The 21,593-nt window shown below is 70.2% G+C and carries 18 protein-coding genes and 1 riboswitch; of the genes, 11 read left to right on the top strand and 7 right to left on the bottom strand.

Features of this window, described 5'->3' with window-relative positions:
- Positions 1–38 precede the first annotated feature (38 nt).
- Positions 39–2,441 (top strand): DNA helicase PcrA, encoded by a 2,403-nt coding sequence (pcrA, locus tag ACZ5J1_RS13020; RefSeq protein ID WP_464559441.1) that lies wholly within the window; start codon positions 39–41, stop codon positions 2,439–2,441.
- Positions 2,442–2,454: 13 nt separating this feature from the next.
- Here pcrA and ACZ5J1_RS13015 read toward each other — a convergent pair whose 3' ends face one another.
- Entirely contained in the window at positions 2,455–3,450 is a 996-nt protein-coding gene (locus ACZ5J1_RS13015) for a M23 family metallopeptidase (RefSeq protein ID WP_464559439.1), read from the bottom strand.
- 359 nt (positions 3,451–3,809) lie between these two features.
- On the opposite strand from ACZ5J1_RS13015, the gene sucC reads away from it, so the two are divergent.
- A complete protein-coding gene (sucC, locus tag ACZ5J1_RS13010) occupies positions 3,810–4,976 on the top strand; it encodes an ADP-forming succinate--CoA ligase subunit beta (RefSeq protein WP_464559437.1) in 1,167 nt (388 codons plus the stop codon).
- Positions 4,977–5,007: 31 nt separating this feature from the next.
- Entirely contained in the window at positions 5,008–5,904 is an 897-nt protein-coding gene (gene sucD, locus ACZ5J1_RS13005; RefSeq protein WP_464559435.1) for a succinate--CoA ligase subunit alpha, read from the top strand.
- A 68-nt stretch (positions 5,905–5,972) separates the two neighbouring features.
- On the opposite strand, the gene ACZ5J1_RS13000 is transcribed toward sucD, so the two are convergent.
- Complete coding sequence (locus ACZ5J1_RS13000; protein WP_464559433.1) at positions 5,973–7,787, bottom strand: sigma factor-like helix-turn-helix DNA-binding protein; 1,815 nt, start codon at positions 7,785–7,787, stop codon at positions 5,973–5,975.
- 66 nt (positions 7,788–7,853) lie between these two features.
- On the opposite strand from ACZ5J1_RS13000, the gene ACZ5J1_RS12995 reads away from it, so the two are divergent.
- From ACZ5J1_RS12995 to ACZ5J1_RS12975, 5 genes are all read left to right on the top strand, one after another.
- Positions 7,854–9,125 carry a cell division protein PerM gene (locus ACZ5J1_RS12995; protein ID WP_464559431.1) on the top strand — a complete coding sequence of 424 codons (1,272 nt, stop codon included), beginning with the start codon at positions 7,854–7,856 and terminating at the stop codon, positions 9,123–9,125.
- Positions 9,126–9,136: 11 nt separating this feature from the next.
- Positions 9,137–9,745, top strand: coding sequence for a phosphoribosylglycinamide formyltransferase (purN, locus tag ACZ5J1_RS12990; protein WP_464559429.1), 609 nt, complete (start codon positions 9,137–9,139; stop codon positions 9,743–9,745).
- Between the two features lies 1 nt (position 9,746).
- Positions 9,747–9,826: riboswitch (ZMP/ZTP riboswitch) on the top strand.
- Positions 9,827–9,864: 38 nt separating this feature from the next.
- The gene (gene purH / locus ACZ5J1_RS12985; protein WP_464559427.1) at positions 9,865–11,454 is read left to right on the top strand and encodes a bifunctional phosphoribosylaminoimidazolecarboxamide formyltransferase/IMP cyclohydrolase; all 1,590 of its coding nucleotides are present in this window, start codon (positions 9,865–9,867) and stop codon (positions 11,452–11,454) included.
- A gap of 17 nt (positions 11,455–11,471) precedes the next feature.
- Positions 11,472–12,323 (top strand): bifunctional methylenetetrahydrofolate dehydrogenase/methenyltetrahydrofolate cyclohydrolase, encoded by an 852-nt coding sequence (locus tag ACZ5J1_RS12980; RefSeq protein ID WP_464559425.1) that lies wholly within the window; start codon positions 11,472–11,474, stop codon positions 12,321–12,323.
- A gap of 16 nt (positions 12,324–12,339) precedes the next feature.
- Positions 12,340–12,633, top strand: coding sequence for a DUF3017 domain-containing protein (locus ACZ5J1_RS12975; RefSeq protein ID WP_464559423.1), 294 nt, complete (start codon positions 12,340–12,342; stop codon positions 12,631–12,633).
- Between the two features lie 4 nt (positions 12,634–12,637).
- Here ACZ5J1_RS12975 and ACZ5J1_RS12970 read toward each other — a convergent pair whose 3' ends face one another.
- Positions 12,638–13,573 (bottom strand): MIP/aquaporin family protein, encoded by a 936-nt coding sequence (locus tag ACZ5J1_RS12970; protein ID WP_464559421.1) that lies wholly within the window; start codon positions 13,571–13,573, stop codon positions 12,638–12,640.
- Between the two features lie 103 nt (positions 13,574–13,676).
- Between ACZ5J1_RS12970 and ACZ5J1_RS12965 the strand changes: the two genes are divergently transcribed.
- A complete protein-coding gene (locus tag ACZ5J1_RS12965) occupies positions 13,677–15,875 on the top strand; it encodes an NADP-dependent isocitrate dehydrogenase (RefSeq protein ID WP_464559419.1) in 2,199 nt (732 codons plus the stop codon).
- A 109-nt stretch (positions 15,876–15,984) separates the two neighbouring features.
- On the opposite strand, the gene ACZ5J1_RS12960 is transcribed toward ACZ5J1_RS12965, so the two are convergent.
- The 4 genes from ACZ5J1_RS12960 to ACZ5J1_RS12945 all read right to left on the bottom strand — a co-directional run bounded on the left by ACZ5J1_RS12960 (position 15,985) and on the right by ACZ5J1_RS12945 (position 18,492).
- Positions 15,985–16,629 (bottom strand): carboxymuconolactone decarboxylase family protein, encoded by a 645-nt coding sequence (locus ACZ5J1_RS12960; protein WP_464559417.1) that lies wholly within the window; start codon positions 16,627–16,629, stop codon positions 15,985–15,987.
- A complete protein-coding gene (locus tag ACZ5J1_RS12955) occupies positions 16,629–17,192 on the bottom strand; it encodes a VOC family protein (RefSeq protein WP_464559415.1) in 564 nt (187 codons plus the stop codon). Before ACZ5J1_RS12955 ends, ACZ5J1_RS12960 begins: the two co-directional genes overlap by 1 nt.
- Positions 17,193–17,255: 63 nt before the next feature.
- Positions 17,256–17,885 carry a TetR/AcrR family transcriptional regulator gene (locus ACZ5J1_RS12950; protein ID WP_464559413.1) on the bottom strand — a complete coding sequence of 210 codons (630 nt, stop codon included), beginning with the start codon at positions 17,883–17,885 and terminating at the stop codon, positions 17,256–17,258.
- Positions 17,878–18,492, bottom strand: coding sequence for a TetR/AcrR family transcriptional regulator (locus ACZ5J1_RS12945; RefSeq protein ID WP_464559411.1), 615 nt, complete (start codon positions 18,490–18,492; stop codon positions 17,878–17,880). Before ACZ5J1_RS12945 ends, ACZ5J1_RS12950 begins: the two co-directional genes overlap by 8 nt.
- 116 nt (positions 18,493–18,608) lie before the next feature.
- Between ACZ5J1_RS12945 and ACZ5J1_RS12940 the strand changes: the two genes are divergently transcribed.
- Together ACZ5J1_RS12940 and ACZ5J1_RS12935 are read left to right on the top strand one after the other, a co-directional pair.
- Positions 18,609–19,964 (top strand): cytochrome P450, encoded by a 1,356-nt coding sequence (locus ACZ5J1_RS12940; protein ID WP_464559409.1) that lies wholly within the window; start codon positions 18,609–18,611, stop codon positions 19,962–19,964.
- A gap of 9 nt (positions 19,965–19,973) precedes the next feature.
- Positions 19,974–21,563 carry a succinic semialdehyde dehydrogenase gene (locus tag ACZ5J1_RS12935; protein WP_464559407.1) on the top strand — a complete coding sequence of 530 codons (1,590 nt, stop codon included), beginning with the start codon at positions 19,974–19,976 and terminating at the stop codon, positions 21,561–21,563.
- The last annotated feature ends 30 nt before the right edge of the window (positions 21,564–21,593 follow it).

Below are 21,593 nucleotides of genomic sequence, written 5' to 3'. Positions count from 1 at the left end.
GCAGAAGCGTCGGTGCTGCCGCCTAGGCTGGTCCCAGCATGTCTGTCATCCCTGGTTTTGAGTCCTTCGCCGCCCCCAGTCCCGCTCCCGCCGTCCGTCGAGGACCCAGTGCGGAGGAGCTCCTCGACGGGCTGAACGAGCCCCAGCGGGCCGCGGTCGTCCACGAGGGCGCACCGCTGCTGGTCGTCGCCGGTGCCGGGTCGGGCAAGACCCGGGTGCTGACCCGCCGGATCGCCTGGCTGATCAGCCAGCGGCACGCCCACCCGGGCTCGATCCTGGCGATCACGTTCACCAACAAGGCGGCCGCCGAGATGAAGGAGCGGGTCGCCGAGCTGGTCGGCCCGCGGGCCAAGATCATGTGGGTCTCCACGTTCCACTCGGCGTGCGTCCGGATCCTGCGCAAGGAGGTCGACAAGGTCGGCTACAAGTCGACCTTCACGATCTACGACGCCCAGGACCAGAAGCGGCTGATGACGCTGGTCTGCCACGACCTCGACCTCGACCCGAAGCGCTACCAGCCGCAGCAGGTGCTCAACTGGGTGAGCGACCAGAAGAACGAGCTGCGTGACGCCGACGACGCGGCCAAGGACGCGGCCAACGGTGTCGAGGAGGTCTACGCCAAGGCGTACGCGCTCTACCAGCGCCGGTTGCGGGAGGCGAACGCCTTCGACTTCGACGACCTGATCATGACCACCGTCCACCTGATGCGTGCCTTCCCCGAGGTCCGAGAGACCTGGCGGCGCCGCTTCCGGCACGTGCTGGTCGACGAGTACCAGGACACCAACCACGCGCAGTACGCGCTGGTGCACGAGCTGTGTGCGCACAACCCCGAGGAGCTGGACGGCGAGCGGGTTCCGCCGGCGGAGCTGATGGTGGTCGGCGACGCCGACCAGTCCATCTACGCCTTCCGCGGCGCCAACATCCGCAACATCCTCGACTTCGAGCAGGACTTCCCCGACGCGGGCTCGATCCTGCTGGAGCAGAACTACCGCTCGACCCAGACCATCCTCAACGCGGCCAACGCCGTGATCGACTTCAACAAGGGTCGGCTGCCGAAGCGGCTCTGGTCCGACGCCGGCGACGGCGAGAAGATCGTCGGGTACGTCGCCGACGACGAGCACGGTGAGGCCCGGTTCGTCAGCGACGAGATCGACCGGTTGGTCGACTCGGGCGTCGTGGCCAACGACGTCGCCGTCTTCTACCGGACCAACGCGCAGAGCCGTGTCTTCGAGGAGATCTTCATCCGCACCGGCCAGCCGTACAAGGTCGTCGGTGGGGTGCGGTTCTACGAGCGCCGTGAGGTGCGCGACGCCCTGGCCTACCTGCGGGCGCTGGCCAACCCGGACGACCAGGTCAGCCTGCGTCGGATCGTCAACACGCCCAAGCGGGGGATCGGTGACCGGGCCCTCGCCGGGATCAACCTGCTCGCCGAGCGCGAGTCGATCACGTTCTGGCAGGCCCTGACCCGGGTGCTGGAGGCGCCCGGCCTGGCGACCCGGTCGGTCACCGCGATCCGTGGTTTCGTCGAGATGATGCAGGAGCTGGGCTCGATGGTCGACGCCGGCGAGCGCGCCGACGTCATCCTCGAGACCGTGCTGGACCGCTCGGGCTACCTGGCCGAGCTGGAGGCCTCCGAGGATCCGCAGGACGCGAGCCGGGTCGACAACCTCGCCGAGCTCGTCGCGGTCGCCCGGGAGTTCGCCGACGACCCCGTCGCGGGTCCGAGCGCCGATCCCGCCGACTTCGAGGACCCCGACTTCGTCGCTCCCGTGCCCGGGCTCGTCGACTTCCTGGAGCGGGTGGCGCTGGTGGCCGACTCCGACCAGATCCCCGAGGACGGCGAGGGTGTCGTCACGCTGATGACCCTGCACACCGCCAAGGGGCTGGAGTTCCCCGTGGTCTTCCTCACCGGGATGGAGGACGGGGTCTTCCCGCACTCACGCACCCTGGGGGACAGCACCGAGCTCGAGGAGGAGCGCCGCCTGGCGTACGTCGGCATCACCCGTGCCCGTGAGCGGCTCTACGTCTCCCGGGCCGTGATGCGCAGCGCCTGGGGTGCCCCGATGCACAACCCGGCCAGCCGGTTCCTCGACGAGCTCCCGGTCGACCTCGTGGACTGGAAGCGCACCGCCGCCGAGCAGACCTCGTGGGGGCGTCAGGACGACTCGGGCAAGGGCTTCGCCGGCTTCGGTGCCCCGACGGCCGCAGGTCGCCGCAACTTCAGCAGCGCCGCCCTGCGCGCCGACACCGCCCAGCGGGCGCAGAAGTCGCGGGAGATCCCCTCGCTCGACCCGGGTGACCGGGTGACCCACCAGACCTTCGGGCTGGGCACCGTGGTCAGCGTGGAAGGGATCGGGGACAAGGCGACCGCGTCGATCGACTTCGGCTCCGAGGGCGTCAAGCGGCTGCTGCTGCGCTACGCGCCGGTGGAGAAGCTCTAGGAGCGGTGCAGCGTCAGGGGTTGATGCCCTGGGAGACCAGCGCCGCGTAGGGGTCCACCGGGTCACCGCCACCGGGGCGGACCTCGAGGTGGAGGTGCGGGCCCGTGACGTGGCCGGTCGAACCGACGTAGCCGATGATCTCGCCGGCGTGGACCGTCTGGCCCGCCGAGACGTTGAACGCGGTCTGGTGGCAGTACCAGAGCTCGGTGCCGTCCTCGAGCGTCTGCACGGTCTTGTTGCCGTAGGCGCCGTCGAAGGAGGCCGAGCTGATCACGCCGTTGGCGACCGCGCGGATCGGGGTGCCGGTCGAGGCGGCGAAGTCCAGGCCGGTGTGACGGTTGGCCCACAGGCCGGAGTCACCGAAGCGCGCCGTCAGGTGGTAGACGCCGGCCGGGATGGGGAGCTGCCACTGGTTCTTGCGCAGCACGTCGGACTGGGTCTGGGCCGCGGCCTGGATCTTCTTGAGCTTCTCGTCGCGCTGGGCGGCGACGGCCTGGGCGTCGGCGGTGCGGCTCGTGCTGCGGCTCAGGCTCGCCTCACGGGCGCTGCCGACCACCGCGACCCCGGAGGTGCCGCTGAGGGCGCTGGCCACGCGCAGGCTCCCCGTGTCGACGCGGACCAGATCGGTCGTGCCGGAGGTGACGGCGCCGAACCCGGCGATCGCCAGGGCGCCCACGCCGACCAGGGCCGGCAGGGAGGGCACTCGCTGCACCAGCGTGCGCCGTGCGGGCTTGGCGGCACGGCGCTTGCCCGTGCGGACCGCCGGAAGGTTCGTGGTCGTGTCGGCGGAGAGGTCGGTGCCGGGGGCGCCGTACAGCATCTCGTCGGTGAGCTTCGGGAGGGACCCGGTGAAGTCCTCGGTCAGCGCGTAGGGCAGGGCGCCGGTGTCCTCGGGGGACTCGGCGGCGAAGAGCTGCCACTCGTTCGTGACGGGTTCGACAACGACCTCGACGGGCTCACGACGGGCACGCTTGCCGACGTACGGGGTCGCCTGTTCGGTGGCTGACACACGGATGTCCGTGTCGGCGCGATGGGATCCCACAGTTTTCACTACTCCGCTGGCTCGGGTTCAGACGGCGAACGCGACGATAGCCGACGAGGCAGGGGGTTCGTGAATCGTTCGGCAAGACTCTGGGGAAAACTTCTCGCTACCTGCCGTGTGCCTCCAGGTCACCGATTGTGCCTATTTCAGGCGTAAGGGGGCAAAGAATAGTGCCGAAGTACCCCCGCCTCGAGGCCCTGGGGGAGTGGTGTGCATCACGCTCTCGCCCCAAGTGGTTACATCCCCGCAATGCAGGTCTAGAGTCGCCAAGGGTCGCACGAGGTCCTCGCGCGCCCCCGTACGTACACAACAGAAGTGGTGGATCCGTGGATCTGATGGAGTACCAGGCGAAGGAGCTCTTCGCCAAGCATGGTGTGGCTACCACCCTCGGCGTGGTCGTGGAGACCGCTGAGGCAGCCAAGGAAGCAGCCGAGCAGCTCGGTGGCGTGACCGTCATCAAGGCTCAGGTCAAGGCCGGCGGCCGCGGCAAGGCTGGCGGCGTCAAGCTCGCCAAGACCGCCGACGAGGCCTTCGAGCACGCGAGCAACATCCTCGGGATGGAGATCAAGGGACTGACGGTCAACCGCGTCCTGGTCACCCCCGCGACCCCGCCGGAGGAGGAGTACTACTTCTCGTTCCTGCTCGACCGCTCGAACCGCCAGTACCTCTGCATCGCGTCCGTCGAGGGTGGTGTCGAGATCGAAGAGGTCGCGAAGACCAACCCCGACGCGGTCAAGCAGATCGGTATCGACCCCGGCAAGGGTGTCGACGCTGCGAAGGCACGCGAGATCGCGACCGAGGCCAAGTTCCCCGAGGCCGTCTTCGAGCAGGCCGTCGAGATGATCGAGGCCCTGTACAAGGTCTTCGTCGAGGAGGACGCGACGCTGGTCGAGGTCAACCCGCTCGCCCGCCTCGCCGGCGACAAGCTCGAGGCGCTCGACGGCAAGGTCTCGCTCGACGAGAACGCCTCCGAGGTCCGTCACCCGGAGCACGAGGCGTTCGAGATCCGCGAGGAGGCCGACGCTCTCGAGTCGAAGGCCAAGGACCTCGGTCTCAACTACGTCAAGCTCGACGGTGCCGTCGGCATCATCGGCAACGGCGCGGGCCTCGTCATGAGCACCCTCGACGTCGTCGCGTACGCCGGCGAGAACCACGGTGGGGTCAAGCCCGCCAACTTCCTCGACATCGGCGGTGGCGCCAACGCCCAGGTGATGGCCAACGGTCTCGACGTGATTCTCAACGACCCGCAGGTCAAGAGCGTCTTCGTCAACGTCTTCGGTGGCATCACCGCGTGTGACGAGGTCGCCAAGGGCATCGTCGGCGCGCTGGAGCTTCTGGGTGACGCGGCGACCAAGCCGCTCGTCGTCCGCCTCGACGGCAACAACGTCGAGCTCGGCCGCCAGATCCTCACCGACGCCAACCACCCGCTCGTCACGGTTGTCGACACCATGGACGGCGGTGCCGACAAGGCCGCCGAACTGGCGAACGCCTGAGTACGCGGCGAGAGAGAACTGAGTTAATTAGATGAGCATTTACCTCAACAGCGACTCCAAGATCATCGTTCAGGGCATCACCGGAGGCATGGGTGCCAAGCACACCGCGCTGATGGTCGACTCCGGCGCGACGATCGTCGGTGGCGTCAACGCCCGCAAGGCCGGCACCACCGTCACCCACAAGGACGCCAACGGCGCTGACGTCGAGCTCCCCGTGTTCGGCACCGTGGCCGAGGCCATCGCCGCGACCGGCGCCAACGTCTCGGTCCTCTTCGTTCCGCCGGCCTTCACCAAGGACGCCGCGATCGAGGCGATCGACGCCGAGATGCCGCTGATCGTCGTCATCACCGAAGGCGTTCCGGTCCAGGACACCGCCGAGGTCTGGTCCTACCTGCAGGGCAAGTCCACCCGGATGATCGGCCCGAACTGCCCCGGCATCATCACCCCCGGTGAGTCCCTGGCCGGCATCACGCCGCACACCATCGCGGGCAAGGGTCCGATCGGACTGGTCTCCAAGTCCGGCACCCTGACCTACCAGATGATGTACGAGCTCAAGGAGTTCGGCTTCTCCACCGCCATCGGTATCGGCGGCGACCCGATCGTGGGCACCACCCACATCGACGCTCTCCAGGCGTTCCAGGACGACCCGGAGACCAAGGCGATCGTGATGATCGGCGAGATCGGTGGTGACGCCGAGGAGCGTGCCGCCGCCTACATCGCCGAGCACATCACCAAGCCGGTCGTCGGCTACGTGGCGGGCTTCACGGCGCCGGAGGGCAAGACCATGGGCCACGCCGGCGCCATCGTGTCGGGCTCGGCCGGTACCGCTCAGGCCAAGAAGGAGGCCCTCGAGGCCGTCGGCGTGAAGGTCGGCAAGACGCCGTCCGAGACCGCTGCCCTGATGCGGGAGATCATGCAGTCGCTCTGACCTGCTGATCGAACAGATTCACCCTGATGCCCCGGCTCCGGCCGGGGCATCAGGCATTTGAGGATCCGTCAGTTCAGGACCGCGAGCCGGGCCGCTGCCCGGTGCGCCAGCTCGACGAAGTCGCCCTCGGCGATCGTGTGCGAGCCGTCGGGCACGAAGCCGACCTGGGCGACGTGCCGGCCGGTGCGAGCGATCGCCATCAGGAACTCCACCGAGGCGTTGTCGGAGATGTCGGTCGTGACCCGCCACACGGTGATGTCGGCGCCGTCGGCGGTGATCGTCTCGATCCGGTCCACGTCGCTGCCGAGGTCCTTCTGGGGGCAGGACGCCATCTTGGAGCGGACGCCGTTGACGAAGGTCTTGGCCGCCTTGTCGCTGGCCCAGGTGCCGATGGTCTCGGTCAGGCCGAACTCGGCCGGGAGCCCCTTCGCGGTCGGGATGACGAAGGTCCGGGTCAGGTCGCCGGTGACGCCCTTGCCGTTGAACGAGGAGGAGTCGCATCCGGTCGCTGCCGGGTTGGTCGTCGCGGCGACCGGGTCGGTCGCGTCCCAGGGTTGGCTGACGCCGATCACCGGCGGCAGGTCCCAGGTGCCGAGCATCGCCGGGTTCCGGCCGGCCGGCAGCGGAGGGATCACCGTCGAGGTGACGCCGCTGGCGCAGGCACCGGCGTCGGGCAGGTCGCACAGCTTGGTGATCGCCAGGCTGATCAGGTCGACGTTGTCCGACACCGTCCGGGGAGCCGAGCTCGGGGCTTCGCTGACCACCGTGGTGGTCAGCACGCCGGTGCGGGCCACGCTGGCCACGATCGTGCGGCTCGGGGAGGTCCACTCCTTCAGCACCAGCTGGGTCGCCTCGTCGCCGACGCCGGTCAGGGTCCGCGTGCTCATCAGCTGCACGTTGGGCTCGTCGCAGGCGGCGTACCAGTGCCGGGAGGCCTGCCAGGTGCGGTGCGCGGCGTCGTCGGCGGCGGCGACCTCGATGGCCTGGCTGACGGTCCGGTCGTCGGTGGAGGTGAGCTTGCGGGTCAGCGCCGCCTCGGGGTCGGCGGCGGCGAACCGCTGCCGCTGGCAGGGCAGCACCAGCCCGTTGCCGGTGGTGCTGTCCGAGGTCAGGTCGATCGTCCAGGTGCTGGGCATCTCGTTGGTCACGATGCCCTCGCTGAGCAGGTCGTCCGTGCTCAGCGGATAGCGGGACTGAGCGGTCGGCTCGGCCGGGGTCTTCCAGGTCAGGGTGTTCAGGCTGGGTTCCGCACCGTCCACGTCGGTGGCGAGGATCCCCCCGAAGACGAAGACCGAGACGGCGATCACGGCGCCGAGGCCGGTGTGCAGGCGCCGACGGTTGGCGCCGTCACGGGCCACGATCGTGGGCCGCGGCCAGCGGATGTCGCGCAGCTGCTCGGCCATCGGTTCGAAGACCTTGAGGATCCCGGTCGCCGGAACCCCGCGGGAGAGCGCGAACGCCGTCGTCGCGCTCTGCAGCTCGCGCTCGACCCGGGTGAGCGGAACGCCGACCTCGCGGGCCAGCTCGTCGATCGGAAGTGTGGTCAGGTGAGCCAGCAGCAGCACGCGGCGCTGGGCGGCCGGGAGGTGGTGCAGCGCCGACAGGGTCGCGCGGGTCTCCTCGTCGAGCCCGCGCTCGCGGTGGAACGGGCGGGTCGTGGCCCGGCGGCCGGCCCGCGACCAGGCCAGCGGTCGGACATAGGACTCCGGGTCGTCGAGGAGGCTGACCTTCTTCCAGTGGTGCCAGGCGATCACGAAGGCGTCCCGGACACCGCGCTGCGCGGCGGTCAGGTCGCCGGTCAGTGCCCAGGTCTGGAGAAGCAGACGTCCACGGACGTCCTTGTAGAACGTCTCGAACCGGGCGATGTCAGCTGGTGTCCACATGAGCAAGGACACGTTACCCGGCGAGCCGTCGCAGCCCACGTCTGCGCCACAGTCATGATGGTCGGGATGACCTCTTTGCTTCCCCCGCTCCGCCCGCCCCAGGACGCGGTCCGCCGCTCGTCCGACGATGTCGCGACCGATCTTGCGCACCGGCGACCGCTCGTCGCCACCGCGCTGCTCGGCGGGGTCTGGGCGGCCGGTGGGGTGCTCGCGGTGGTGTGCGCGATCACGATGGTCGGCTGGTTCCTGACCGGGTCGGGTGACTTCGGTCAGCCGGGTGGAGCGGTCCAGACCGGTGCCGTGCTCTGGCTGGTCGCACACGGTTCGGGGGTGCACGTCGCGGGTGCCGCGATCGGCCTCCTGCCGCTCGGACTCACGCTGCTCCTCGGCTGGGCGCTGTGGCGTTCCGGTGTCCGCGTGGGGGAATCGATCTCGGGACACGGCCCCGACGCCGACCGGATCGCCGACGGAGAGCGCGACTGGACGGTGCCGATCGCGACCGGACTCCTCGCGCTCGCGTACGGCGTCGTGGTGGCGGTGGTCGGCTCGCTCAGCTCGACCCCCGCGCTCGGTCTCGACGTCGCCCGGGCCTGTGTGCTCGGCTTCCTGCTCGCCCTCGCGGTCGGGGGAGCCGGCATCGCCACCGGCTCGGGTCGGGCCGCGGTCTGGCTGGTCGCCGTGCCGCCGACCGTCCGGCTGGGGGCCGCGACCGGCTGGCGGATCCTGCGCGCCTGGTTCGTCGTGGTGCTCGCCGCGTTCGTCCTCGCGCTCGTGCTCGACGCCGCCACGGCGGCGAACATCGTCTCCCAGCTCGGCACCGACACCACCGAGAGCGCCCTGCTGGCCGGCTCGACACTGGTGATCGTGCCGAACGCGATGGCGTTCTCCGGCGCCTACCTGCTCGGTCCCGGGTTCGTCTTCGGTGCCGGGACCAGCGTCGCCCCGAGCGGAGTCCTGCTCGGCCCGCTGCCGATGCACCCGGTGCTCGCCGCACTGCCCGCCAGCGGCACCCAACCGGGCTGGGCGGCCTGGCTCATCCTGCTCGCGGTCGCCTCGGCCGCCTTCGGGGTCGTCCAGCTGCAGCGTCGCCACCCGACCACGCGGTGGGACGAGGGCCTGGTCCGGGGTCTCGTCGGCGGCGTCGGTGCCGGCATCGTCTTCGGTCTGCTCGCGCACTGGTCCGGAGGAGCGATCGGCCCCGGTCGGATGGCCGACGTCGGCCCGAGCGGTCTGGAGGTGACCGTCCGTGCGGTGGTCGCCTTCGGCCTGGGGGGTCTGGCCGGCGCCGCCGGGATGACCGCCTGGCAGCGGCGGAGCGCCGCCCGCACGGCCGGATAGGATCCACGCCTGTGCGCGTCGTCGTCCTGATCTCCGGTACCGGTTCCAACCTTCAGGCGCTGATCGATGCCGCCGCCGACCCGGCCTACGGCCTCGAGATCGTCGCCGTCGGCTCCGACCGCCCCGGCGTCGCGGGTCTCGACCGCGCCGCAGCGGCGCAGATCCCGACCTTCGTCACCCGGCTGGGTGACTTCGATGACCGGGACGCCTGGGACCGGGGCCTGCGTGACGCGGTCGCCGCCCACCAGCCCGACCTGGTGGTCCTGGCCGGTTTCATGAAGCTGGTGGGGGAGTCCTTCCTGGGCGCCTTCGGCGGGCGGACGCTCAACACCCACCCGGCGCTCTCGCCGAGCTTCCCGGGTGCCCACGGGCCCGCCGACGCGCTGGCCTACGGGGTCAAGATCACCGGCGCCACCGTCTTCGTGGTCGACGCCGGCGTCGACACCGGAGTCATCCTCGCCCAGGTCGCCGTGCCGGTGGAGGACAGCGACGACGAGGACGCCCTGCACGAGCGGATCAAGACCGCCGAGCGGGCCATGCTGGTCGACGTCGTCGGCCGTGTCGCGCGGGAGGGTTTCAGCGTCGAGGGTCGGCACGGACGGATCGGCGCCGCACACTAGACTGACCCCACACGACTGGCGCGGGTGGGTGACCACCGGGGAGTGTGAGTTCGAGAGGCATCGCCCGCCTGGGTGCCCCTCACCACCAGTGTTACGCCCACCGTTGAGGAGTCATGACCATGGCCGGCCAGCAGGACCAGATCGAGATCAAGCGCGCGCTGATCAGCGTGTTCGACAAGACCGGGCTCGCCGAGCTCGTCACCGGCCTGGCGGAGGCGGGTGTCGAGCTGGTCTCCACCGGCGGCTCCGCCGCTCTGATCGCCGAGCTCGGACTGCCCGTCACCAAGGTCGAGGACCTGACCGGGTTCCCCGAGTGCCTCGACGGCCGGGTCAAGACCCTGCACCCCCGCGTGCACGCCGGCATCCTGGCCGACCGCCGCCTCGACGACCACGTCGCCCAGCTGGCCGAGCTCGAGGTCGCCCCGTTCGACCTGGTCGTGGTGAACCTCTACCCGTTCGCCGCCACCGTCGCCTCCGGCGCCAGCATCGACGACTGCATCGAGAAGATCGACATCGGCGGCCCCTCCATGGTCCGCGCCGCCGCCAAGAACCACCCCTCCGTCGCGATCATCACCGACGGCGCCGACTACGCCCGCGCGCTCGAGGCCGCCCAGGGCGACGGCTTCAGCTACGCCGAGCGCAAGGCGCTGGCCGCCAAGGCGTTCGTGCACACGGCGACGTACGACGTCCAGGTGGCCTCCTGGATGGGGTCGGTGCTGACCGACACCTCCGACGGCTCCGGCTTCCCGGCATGGATCGGTGGCACCTACGACAAGGCGGCGGTGCTGCGCTACGGCGAGAACCCGCACCAGTCCGCCGCGCTCTACCTCAACGGCTTCGGGCCGGCCGGTCTGGCCCGCGCGGAGCAGCTGCACGGCAAGGAGATGTCGTACAACAACTACGTCGACACCGACGCCGCCCGGCGCGCCGCCAACGACTTCGCCGAGCCGGCCGTGGCGATCATCAAGCACGCCAACCCGTGCGGCATCGCCGTCGGTTCCGACATCGCCGAGGCCCACCGTCGTGCGCACCTGTGCGACCCGGTCAGCGCCTTCGGTGGCGTGATCGCCTCCAACCGTCCGGTCAGCGTCGAGATGGCCCGCCAGGTGGCCGAGGTCTTCACCGAGGTGATCGTCGCGCCCGGCTACGAGGACGGTGCCGTCGAGATCCTGCAGGCGAAGAAGAACATCCGGATCCTGATCGCCTCCGCGGACACCGCGGGCAGTCCCGTGGAGACCCGGCCGATCTCCGGCGGCCTGCTGATGCAGACCGTCGACCACGTCGACGCCGAGGGTGACGACTCCGCCACCTGGACGCTGGCCACCGGCGAGGCCGCCGACGCGGCCACGCTGGCCGACCTCGAGTTCGCCTGGAAGGCCTGCCGGGCCGCGAAGTCCAACGCGATCCTGCTCGCCGCGGGCGGCGCCTCCGTCGGCATCGGCATGGGCCAGGTGAACCGGGTCGACTCCTGCAAGCTCGCGGTCGAGCGGGCCAACACGCTCGCCGAGGGGGAGCAGCGCTCCCGCGGCGCGGTGGCCGCCTCCGACGCGTTCTTCCCGTTCGAGGACGGCCCGCAGATCCTGATCGAGGCCGGCGTCAAGGCGATCGTGCAGCCCGGCGGATCGGTGCGCGACGAGCTCACCATCGAGGCCTGCAAGGCCGCCGGCGTGACGATGTACTTCACCGGCACCCGGCACTTCTTCCACTGATCAGGACGGACACTGCGATGACTGCCCAGAAGCTCGACGGCACGGCCACGGCCGCCGCGATCAAGGCCGAACTCACCGAGCGGGTCGGGGCGCTGCGCGAGCGCGGTGTCACCCCGGGTCTCGGCACGATCCTGGTCGGCGACGACCCGGGCTCGCGCTGGTACGTCAACGGCAAGCACAAGGACTGCGCCGAGGTCGGGATCGAGTCGATCCGGATCGACCTGCCCGCCACCGCGACGCAGGACGAGATCGAGGACGCGGTGCGCTCGCTCAACGCGGACCCGGCCTGCACCGGCTACATCGTCCAGCTGCCGCTGCCGAAGGGGATCGACGAGAACCGGGTGCTGGGTCTGATCGATCCGTCCAAGGACGCCGACGGACTGCACCCGACGAACCTGGGCTGGCTCGTCCTCGGCGAGGAGGCCCCGCTGCCGTGCACGCCGTACGGCATCGTCGAGATCCTCCGCCGGCACGGCGTCGAGCTCGCCGGCGCCGAGGTGGTCGTGGTCGGTCGTGGCGTGACGGTCGGCCGTCCGCTCGGTCTGCTGCTCACCCGGCGCAGCGAGAACGCCACCGTGACGCTGTGCCACACCGGCACCCGTGACCTGGCCGCGCACACCCGGACCGCCGACATCGTGGTGGCCGCCGCCGGCGTGCCGCACATGATCACCGCCGACATGATCAAGCCGGGCGCCGCCCTGCTCGACGTCGGTGTCAGCCGGGTCGACGGCAAGGTCACCGGTGACCTCGCTCCCGACGTCTGGGACGTCGCCGGATGGGTCTCGCCGAACCCCGGTGGGGTCGGCCCGATGACCCGCGCGATGCTGCTGCAGAACGTGGTGCTCGCCGCGGAGAAGTCGCTGGCATGAGCAGCGGGCCGCGTTCGTGAGTGACGTCGAGCCGGAGGCCCGGACCTACCCGCGGACCATCGGCGGGATGTGCTTCCTCGTCGTGCTGGCGGTGGCCATCGCCGGCATCGGGGTGGCCGCGAGCGGCCGCTGGTTGCTGGGGGTGCGCTGCCTCGCCGCCGCGGTGCTGGGCGCCTCGGTCCTCCGCGCACTGCTGCCGGAGAAGGACGCCGGGATGCTGGCCGTGCGCGGCCGCGTCTTCGACGCCAGCCTGACGGCAGGGATCGGCCTGGCCCTGTGGTTCCTGGCCGATTCCCTGCCGAACGACTGATCGATCAGACGTCAGCCGGCGGGGTCGGCGGGGTCGGCGGAAGATGCGGCTTCCACTGCTGGGACTCGTAGTCCCACTCCCAGCCGTCCTGGATGATCCGCTGCGGCATCCCGGTCGGGACCTCGCTGGTGCCCTCACCCGGGCCCCACGGCGAGGTCTGAGCCGCCGGCTGCGGCGTCGGCAGGTGCAGGCCCGACCCGGCGACCGGTTCCCGGTCGGCGCCGAAGAGGCCGCCGTAGGCCAGGCCGGCGACGAGGGCGCCGAGCAGTGGAGCGAGGATGAACAGCCAGAGCTGTTCGATCGCGGTGCTGCCGGCGAAGAGCGCCGGCCCGATCGAGCGGGCCGGGTTGACCGAGGTGCCGGTGAGCGGGATCGCGACGAAGTGGATCGCCGACAGCGTCAGGCCGATCACGACGGGGGCCAGCACCGGTGAGGGAGCACGGTTGTCGGTGACCGCGAGGATGACGAGGACGAAGACCGCGGTCAGGACGGCCTCGATCAGGAACGCGCCCCACCACTCGATGCCGGAGCCCGAGTTGTCGCCGAAGCCGTTCTGGCCCATGTTGTTCTTCGACTCGTAGCCCGGGACGGCGTTGAAGACGGTGAAGAGCACGAGCGCGGCGAGGATCGCCCCGATCAGCTGGGCCCCGAAGTAGAGCGGGGTCGCCCGCCAGGCGAGGCGACCGCTGGTGGCGGCACCCACGGTGACGGCCGGGTTGAAGTGTCCGCCGGAGATGCGGCCGAGCGCTGCGGCCGAGAGCATCACGACCAGGCCGAAGGTGAGGCCGGTCGCGACCACGTCGGCGCCGGTCGAGATGGCGGCACCACAGCCGAGCAGGACGAGGAAGAACGTCCCCAGAACCTCGGCGGTGAAGATCCTCCTCGGATCGGTGCTGTCGTCGGTGGCGGTGTTGTCGGGAGTCGGTGCTGTGTCGTCCATGGGGCTCTCCATTCCACTCTCCAATTCACGCGTCGTTGCGCTGATGCTTGTGAGCGTAACCCCAGCGGCTGTGCGCAGGCAGGCACGCGATAGTGTCGCGGGCATGGCTGGTACTTCCCGGATCATCTACACGCACACGGATGAGGCGCCGCTGCTGGCGACGTACTCGTTCCTCCCGATCGTCTCCGCGTACGCCGCCAAGGCGGGCGTGAGCGTCGAGACCCGTGACATCTCGGTCGCGGCGCGGATCCTCGCCCAGTTCGGGCTGGCCGACGACGCGCTGACCGAGCTCGGTGAGCTGGCCAAGACGCCGGCCGCGAACATCGTCAAGCTGCCCAACATCTCCGCCTCCATCCCGCAGCTCAAGGCCGCGGTCAAGGAGCTGCAGGAGAAGGGCTACGACGTCCCCGACTACCCCGAGGCGCCCTCCACCCCGGAGGAGCTCGAGATCCGGGCGAAGTACGACAAGGTCAAGGGCTCCGCGGTGAACCCGGTCCTGCGCGAGGGCAACTCCGACCGGCGCGCGCCGCTGTCGGTGAAGGCCTACGCCAAGAAGCACCCGCACCGGAACAAGGCTTTCGGCGAGGGCTCCAAGACCACCGTCGCCACCATGGGTGCGCACGACTTCCGCTCCAACGAGAAGTCCGTCACCGTGGAGGTCGCCGACACGCTCTCGATCGTCTTCGAGGCCGCCAACGGTGAGACCACCGTGCTGATGGAGAAGCTGCCGGTGCAGGCGGGCGAGGTCGTCGACTCGACCAAGATGTCGGCCGCGCACCTCGACGCCTTCCTGGCCAACGCGATCGCGACCGCCAAGGCCGAGGACGTGCTGTTCTCCGTCCACCTCAAGGCCACGATGATGAAGGTCTCCGACCCGATCATCTTCGGCCACGTGGTGCGCGCCTTCTTCAAGGACGTCTTCGCGACGTACGGCGACGACCTGGCTGCGGCCGGCCTGTCGGCCAACGACGGTCTCGGCGCGATCCTCGCCGGCCTGGACGCGCTGCCCAACGGTGCGGAGATCAAGGCGGCCTTCGACGCCGGTCTGGCCAACGGCCCGCGGCTGTCCTACGTCAACTCCGACAAGGGCATCACCAACCTGCACGTGCCGTCCGACGTCATCGTCGACGCCTCGATGCCGGCCCTGATCCGCAACGGCGGCAAGCTCTGGGGGGTCCAGGGCGAGGAGGCCGACACCCTCGCGGTGATCCCGGACTCGTCCTACGCCGGCGTCTACCAGGCCACCATCGACGACGTGATCAAGAACGGCCCGCTCGACCCGGCCGCGATCGGCACCGTGCCGAACGTCGGTCTGATGGCGCAGGCGGCCGAGGAGTACGGCTCGCACAACAAGACCTTCGAGCTCGCGGAGGCCGGCACCGTCCGGATCCTCGCCTCCAACGGTGACGTCGTGCTCGAGCACGACGTCGAGGCCGGCGACATCTGGCGCGCCTGCCAGACCAAGGACATCCCGGTCCAGGACTGGATCAAGCTGGCCGTCACCCGCGCCCGCGCCTCGGCCACCCCGGCGATCTTCTGGCTGGACGAGACCCGTGCGCACGACGCCGAGCTGATCAAGAAGATCAACACCTACCTGCCGCAGCACGACACGGAGGGCCTGGACATCCAGATCCTCGCCCCTGCGCTGGCGACGGCGTACTCGCTGGAGCGGATGCGCAAGGGCCAGGACACCATCTCGGTGACCGGCAACGTGCTGCGCGACTACAACACCGACCTGTTCCCGATCCTCGAGGTCGGCACGTCGGCGAAGATGCTCTCGATCGTCCCGCTGATCGCCGGTGGTGGCCTGTTCGAGACCGGTGCCGGCGGCTCCGCCCCGAAGCACGTGCAGCAGCTGGTCGAGGAGAACTACCTCCGGTGGGACTCCCTCGGTGAGTTCTTCGCCCTCGTCCCGTCGCTCGAGGCGTACGCCGACCAGGCCGGCGACCCGGCCGCCAAGGTGCTCGCCGACGCGCTCGACAAGGCGACCGGCACGTTCCTCGACGAGGACCGCAGCCCGGGCCGCAAGCTCGGCACGATCGACAACCGTGGCTCGCACTTCTACCTCGCGCTCTACTGGGCCGAGGAGGTCGCTCGCCAGGACGCCGACCCGGTGCTGGCCGCCGCGTTCGCCCCGCTGGCGCAGGAGCTGCGCGAGAAGGTCCAGACGATCGTCGACGAGCTCAACGCGGTCCAGGGTCAGCCCGCCGACATCGGTGGCTACTACTACCCGGACGCCGCCAAGACCGCGGTCGTGATGCGTCCGTCGGCCACCCTGAACGCGGCCATCGACAACTTCTGAGCTCGGTGAGCAGGCAGAAGTTTTCAGCTGAAGCCTGCTGAGCAGTCAGAAACTTACGCCGATCGGGCGGTGACCTCGCGAGAGGTCACCGCCCGATCGGCGTTCCTGCTCAGCGGCGTGAGGTGGCGGCTCCCACGTCGTAGGCCTCGGCGCCTTCGGGGGCGGCGACCTCGATCACCGGCTCGGGGCGGTCGTCGAACTCGGTGCGCAGGGCGCGGCTCATCACGGCGTGCATCTCGTAGAGCGCGGTGATGTAGGTGAGCTCCAGGATCTGCTCGTCGCCGAGGTGGCGGCGCAGGGCGTCGAAGACCTCGTCAGCGACCCGCCCGCCGTCGTACACGAGGGCGTCGGTGTAGGCGAGGACGGCGCGTTCGACGTCGTCGAACGCGGCCGAGACCTGCCAGCCGGAGACGGCCGCGATCTTCTCCTCGCTGACCCCGAGGGCACGCAGCGACTTGCAGTGCTGGGAGAAGACGAACTGGCTGCCGCGAGCCCAGCCGGCGCGGGTCTGGCCGAGCTCGCGCAGGACCGGCGGGAGCAGCCGCTTCTCCGAGCGGTAGACGCCGAACCCCTGGACCGCGTGCTCGAGGACGTCGGGGACGAGGGCGAACACGGTCCACCAGTCACCGGGAGTGCCGGACTCGGTGCCCGGCTCCGCGACCGGGTCCCGGTCGGGGCCGAAGAGGAAGTCGTACATCATCGTCACGATCGGAGCGGTCGCCTCCGAGCGGGGGACCTGGCGCAGCCGCGGCATCAGGCGCCCGCTGCGGTGTGCGCGTCGGCGGCGGTGCGCGGGACCAGGTGGGCCTCGTCCGGTCCGATCTCACGGGTCCAGGCGGCGAACTCGAGCAGGACGCCGTCGGGGTCGACGAAGTAGAGCGAGCGGATGTAGACGCCCGGGTGCATCTCGGCGGCGACCGTCCAGGGCGAGTCGTCGTGGTTGAGGATCAGGCCGGTGCGGACCCCGGCGTCGTCCAGCTTCGCCTTGTACTCGTCGAACCGGTCCAGCGGGATGGTGAAGGCGACGTGGTTCATCGAGGCGATCGCGCTCTGGATCTCGCCGAAGCCCGGCATGTCGGCCGCCGAGGCGATCCCGGGTGCCGGCGGGGGAGCGTCAGGGAACCAGAAGAAGGCCAGGTAGCTCCCGGGCGCGACCTCGAAGAAGAAGTGCTGGCCGCCGTTCTCGGGCAGCTCGACGGTCTTCACCAACGGCAGGCCGAGCACGCCGGAGTAGAAGTCGACGGTGCGCTGCATGTCGGAGCAGACCAGGGCAAGGTGGCAGAACCCGTTGATCTCGAAGGGACGCTCGTCGCTCATCGGAGGACCTCACTGTTGTAACGGACAGATTCCGTCTGAAACTAGGAGGTGCCCGCGCCGAGGTCAAGGGGCGGGGCGTACGCCGGCCAGGGTGAAGTCGACGATCGCGCCCAGGACAGCGTCGCGCTGGGCGACGAGCTCCGGGAGCCGGTCGGGAGGGGTGAAGAGGATCCGGTTCTCGATCGCCCCGGACAGGGCGTGGAAGACGATCCGGGTCGAGACCGCCTCGTCGGCCTCCCTGCGGGCCACGGCCCGGCCGATCATCGCCTGGCCGATCGCGCTCTGTCGGGTGACGATCTCGGCCAGCCGGGGGCCGAAGACTCCTGGCTCGCGACGGGCCTCGACGGCGACCCGCATCACCATCGCGCCGGCGGGGGAGAGGCTCAGGTCCCAGATGTGGCCCGCCAGGGCGAGCAGGTCGCCCCGCAGCGAGCCGGTGTCGAAGTCGGTGTCGGGGAGGACGATCCGCTCCAGGGCGTCCCCGATCAGGGCCTCCCGCGAGGGCCAGCGTCGGTAGAGCGCGGCCTTGCCGACCTGCGCACGCCGGGCGACGGCGTCGAGGTTGAAGCCCGACCAGCCCGAGGCGGCGAAGAGCTCGATCGCGGCGGTGATGATGCGGTCGTCGATCGCGGCGTCGGCGGGTCGCCCGGGCCGCCGCGGCTGGCGGGCGATCGCGTCGGTCGTGTCAGCCATAGAGGCCGAGGTAGCCGTGAGCGGCGGCGTCGATCAGCTCGTCGGGGGTGGCGACCAGGGCGCCGTCCAGCCAGGCGGTGACGAGCTCGGCCATGCCGCCGATGAAGAAGAGCCCGGCGACGTCGTTCTCCCGGCCGTCGTCGTGGGAGCCGACGAATCCGTAGCTGCGCGCCTCCTCGGCCGAGCGGTGGGCGAGGTAGCGCAGCAACGCGGTGCGTCGGCTCCGCAGCTCGGGGATCGACGCGGACTCGATGATCGCCACCCGGCCCTTGCGGGGGTCGTCGACGAGCAGCTGCAGGAACGCCCGGATCGAGGCGTAGACCCGGGCCGTGGCGTCGGGGCCGGCCGCATCTGCCGCGGCGACGGTCACCGCCTCGATCTCGGCGGCGACCGCGTCCAGGACGGCCGCGAGTGCCTCGTCGAGACGGGCGAAGCTCTCGTAGAAGTAGCGCTCCGTCAGGCCGGCGGCGGCACAGATGGCGGTCATCGTGGTGCGTTGCTCGGGGTCGGCCCACACGGCGAGGGTGGCCTCCAGGAGCCGTTCGCGACGCTCGGCTGCGCGCTCGTCGGCACTCTGTCCCCGGTAGATCCCCGACTGCACGGCCATGAGTCCACCCTGTCAGCAGATCGGAGTCTCGACAAGGTTGACAGGATGTCCTTCCTGAATCAGTCTGGTCCTGGCGCGACATGACGCGGGTCACATCACTGAGCACGGGGGCATGGATGACGATCGAGGCGACACGGATCGAGAACGACGTACGGGAGCTGCCGGAGCTGCTGCCCAGCGACAAGGGGCTGCCCGTCCTCGGGCGGGCGTTGGTCTACGCCAAGGACCCGGTCGCGCTGATGCACCACCAGTGGGAGACCTACGGCGCAGTCACGCCGCTCAACGCGCTCGGCGAGATCGGCGTGATGGTGCTCGGCCCCGATGCCTGCGCCGAGGTGCTGCAGAACAAGGACAAGGCATTCGCCAACGGACCCGGCTGGGGCAAGATCGTCGGCCCGTTCTTCGACCGCGGCCTGATGCTGCTCGACTTCGAGGACCACCACCAGCACCGCCGGATCATGCAGGAGGCCTTCACCCGGCCGCGCCTGGAGAACTACATGGCGCTGATGCAGCCGGCGATCGCGAACGGTCTGGCCACCTGGAACGACGGCAAAGAGTTCAAGTCGTACTGGCGGACCAAGCAGCTCACCCTCGACATCGCCGCCCAGCTCTTCATGGGTGGTGCCGCCGACACCTCGGCCGCCGAGATGGACAAGATCAACAAGGCGTTCATCGACTGCGTCCAGGCCGCCGCCGGCATCGTCCGCGCCGACGTCCCCTTGACCCGGTGGGGTCGGGCCTTCAAGAGTCGCAAGGTGCTCGAGGACTTCCTGCGCCACTACATGGCGTCGAAGCGGGCGACGCCGACCGACGACATCTTCTCGGTGCTGTGCCACATCGAGACCGAGGACGGCGAGCGGTTCAGCGACGCCGACGTGATCAACCACATGATCTTCCTGATGATGGCGGCGCACGACACCTCCACCAACACCACCTCCAACATGCTGCAGCTGCTCGGGCAGAACCCGGTCTGGCAGGAGCGCTGCCGGGCCGAGTCGATGGCGATCGGCGAGACGCCGACGATCGACGACATCGGCCAGCTCGAGACCCTCGACCTGGTGATGCGCGAGACGCTGCGGCTGCGCCCGCCGGTGCCGGTGCTGCTGCGGCACGCGGTCAAGGACGCGGTCGTCCAGGGCGTGCGGATCCCGGCCGGGCACGACGTCCTCGTCGGGGTGCAGTTCTCGCACCTGATGGAGGAGTACTGGACGAACCCGACGGTCTTCGACCCCGACCGGTTCAGCGACGAGCGTCGCGAGGAGCGGTCGCACCGGTTCGCGTGGGAGCCGTTCGGCGGCGGGGTGCACAAGTGCATCGGGCTCAACTTCGCCGCCCTCGAGGTGAAGTCGATCATGCACCGGCTGCTGCGCGACTACCACTGGTCCGTCCCGCCGGCCTACCGCTCACCGATGGACAACCACTCGCTGCCGTTCCCCAAGGACGGCCAGCCGATCACGCTCGTCCGGAACTGAGGAAGACCCATGACCCTGATCGAAGAGACCGGCACCAACTTCCGACCCGCATGGGTGAACCAGGGACGGATCGCCTCGCTGGTGCACTGGGTGGCGACCCCCGTGTCCGGCGGCGGTCGCACGCAGACCGCGATCGCGCCGTACGACGCCCGGCCGACGGTCGCGGTCCCCGCCTCCAGCACCGAGGACGTCGCCGCGGCGGTCGCCGAGGCCCGTGCGGCCCAGCCGTCGTGGGCGGCGTTGAGCTTCGAGGACCGGGCCGCGGTGGTGCTGCGCTTCCACGACCTGATGCTCGAGCGCCAGGACGAGGTGATGGACCTGATCCAGTGGGAGATGGGCAAGGCTCGCTTCCACGCCTTCAACGAGGTGCTCCAGGTCGCGAACCTGGCGCGGCACTACGCCCGGCAGGGGTCGTCGTACCTGGCCGACCACAAGGTCCGCGGTGCGGTCCCGATCGCGACCAGCGTGCGCGAGGTCCGGGTGCCCAAGGGCGTGATCGGGATCGTCTCGCCGTGGAACTACCCGTTCTACCTCGGGGTGGGGGACCTGCTGCCGGCGATCCTGGCGGGCAACACCGTCGTCGGGAAGGCCGACCCGCAGACTCCGCTGACCCTGCTCTGGGCGCGCGCCCTGATGGCGGAGGCCGGTCTGCCCGAGAACGTCTGGCGGGTCGTGGCCGGTGACGGTCCGGCCGTCGGGGTCGCGTTGATCGACGAGGTCGACTACATCTGCTTCACCGGCTCGACGGCGACCGGGCGCAAGGTGGCCGTGCAGGCTGCCGAGCGGCTGATCGGTGCCTCGCTCGAGCTGGGCGGCAAGAACCCGTGCCTGGTCCTGGCCGACGCCGACATCGAGGCGGCGGCCCGCGGCGTCGTCGACGCGGCCTTCGCCAACACCGGGCAGATGTGCATCCACCTCGAGCGGATCATCGTCCACACCGCCGTCTACGAACGGTTCGTCGACGCGCTGCTGACCGCCACCCGGGCGCAGCGGGTCGGCCAGGCGCTGGACCTGCGCTTCGACATCGGGTCGCTCGCGTCCGAGGCCCAGCTGACGAAGGTCTCCGCCCACGTCGCGGACGCCGTCGCCAAGGGGGCGACGGTGCTGGCCGGCGGCAACGCACGACCGGACCTCGGGCCCTACGTGTTCGAGCCGACCGTGCTCGCCGACGTCACCGACGAGATGGACCTCTGCCTGGGTGAGACGTTCGGGCCGGTGATCGCGCTGTACCGGGTGAACACCGTCGACGAGGCGGTCGCGATGGCCAACCTGGGACGGCAGGGGCTCTCGGCCTCGATCTTCTCCCGTGACATCTCGGCCGCTCAGGCGCTCGCCCCGCGGATCCGTGCCGGCTCGGTCAACATCAACGACGGTGCGTCTCTCGCCGCCGGATCGGTCGAGGCCGGCATGGGCGGGATGGGGGAGAGCGGCCTGGGCAAGCGCCACGGTGCCGAAGGGATCCGCCGGTTCACCAACTCCCAGACCGTGGCCGCCTCCCGGATCGGACCGGTCGGCCCGCCGCCCGGGACGCCCGTGGAGAAGTTCGTCGGCCTGGTCAACGGTCAGCTGAAAGTGATGCGCAAGCTGCGCGTGCGCTGAGGTCTCTGCGGCTCGGGTGCGCGGCTTAGC

The sequence above is a fragment of the Nocardioides sp. JCM 18999 genome (assembly GCF_055391175.1).
The sequence above is the reverse complement of the archived record's forward strand: the minus strand, read 5'-3'. Positions and strand labels throughout refer to the sequence as shown.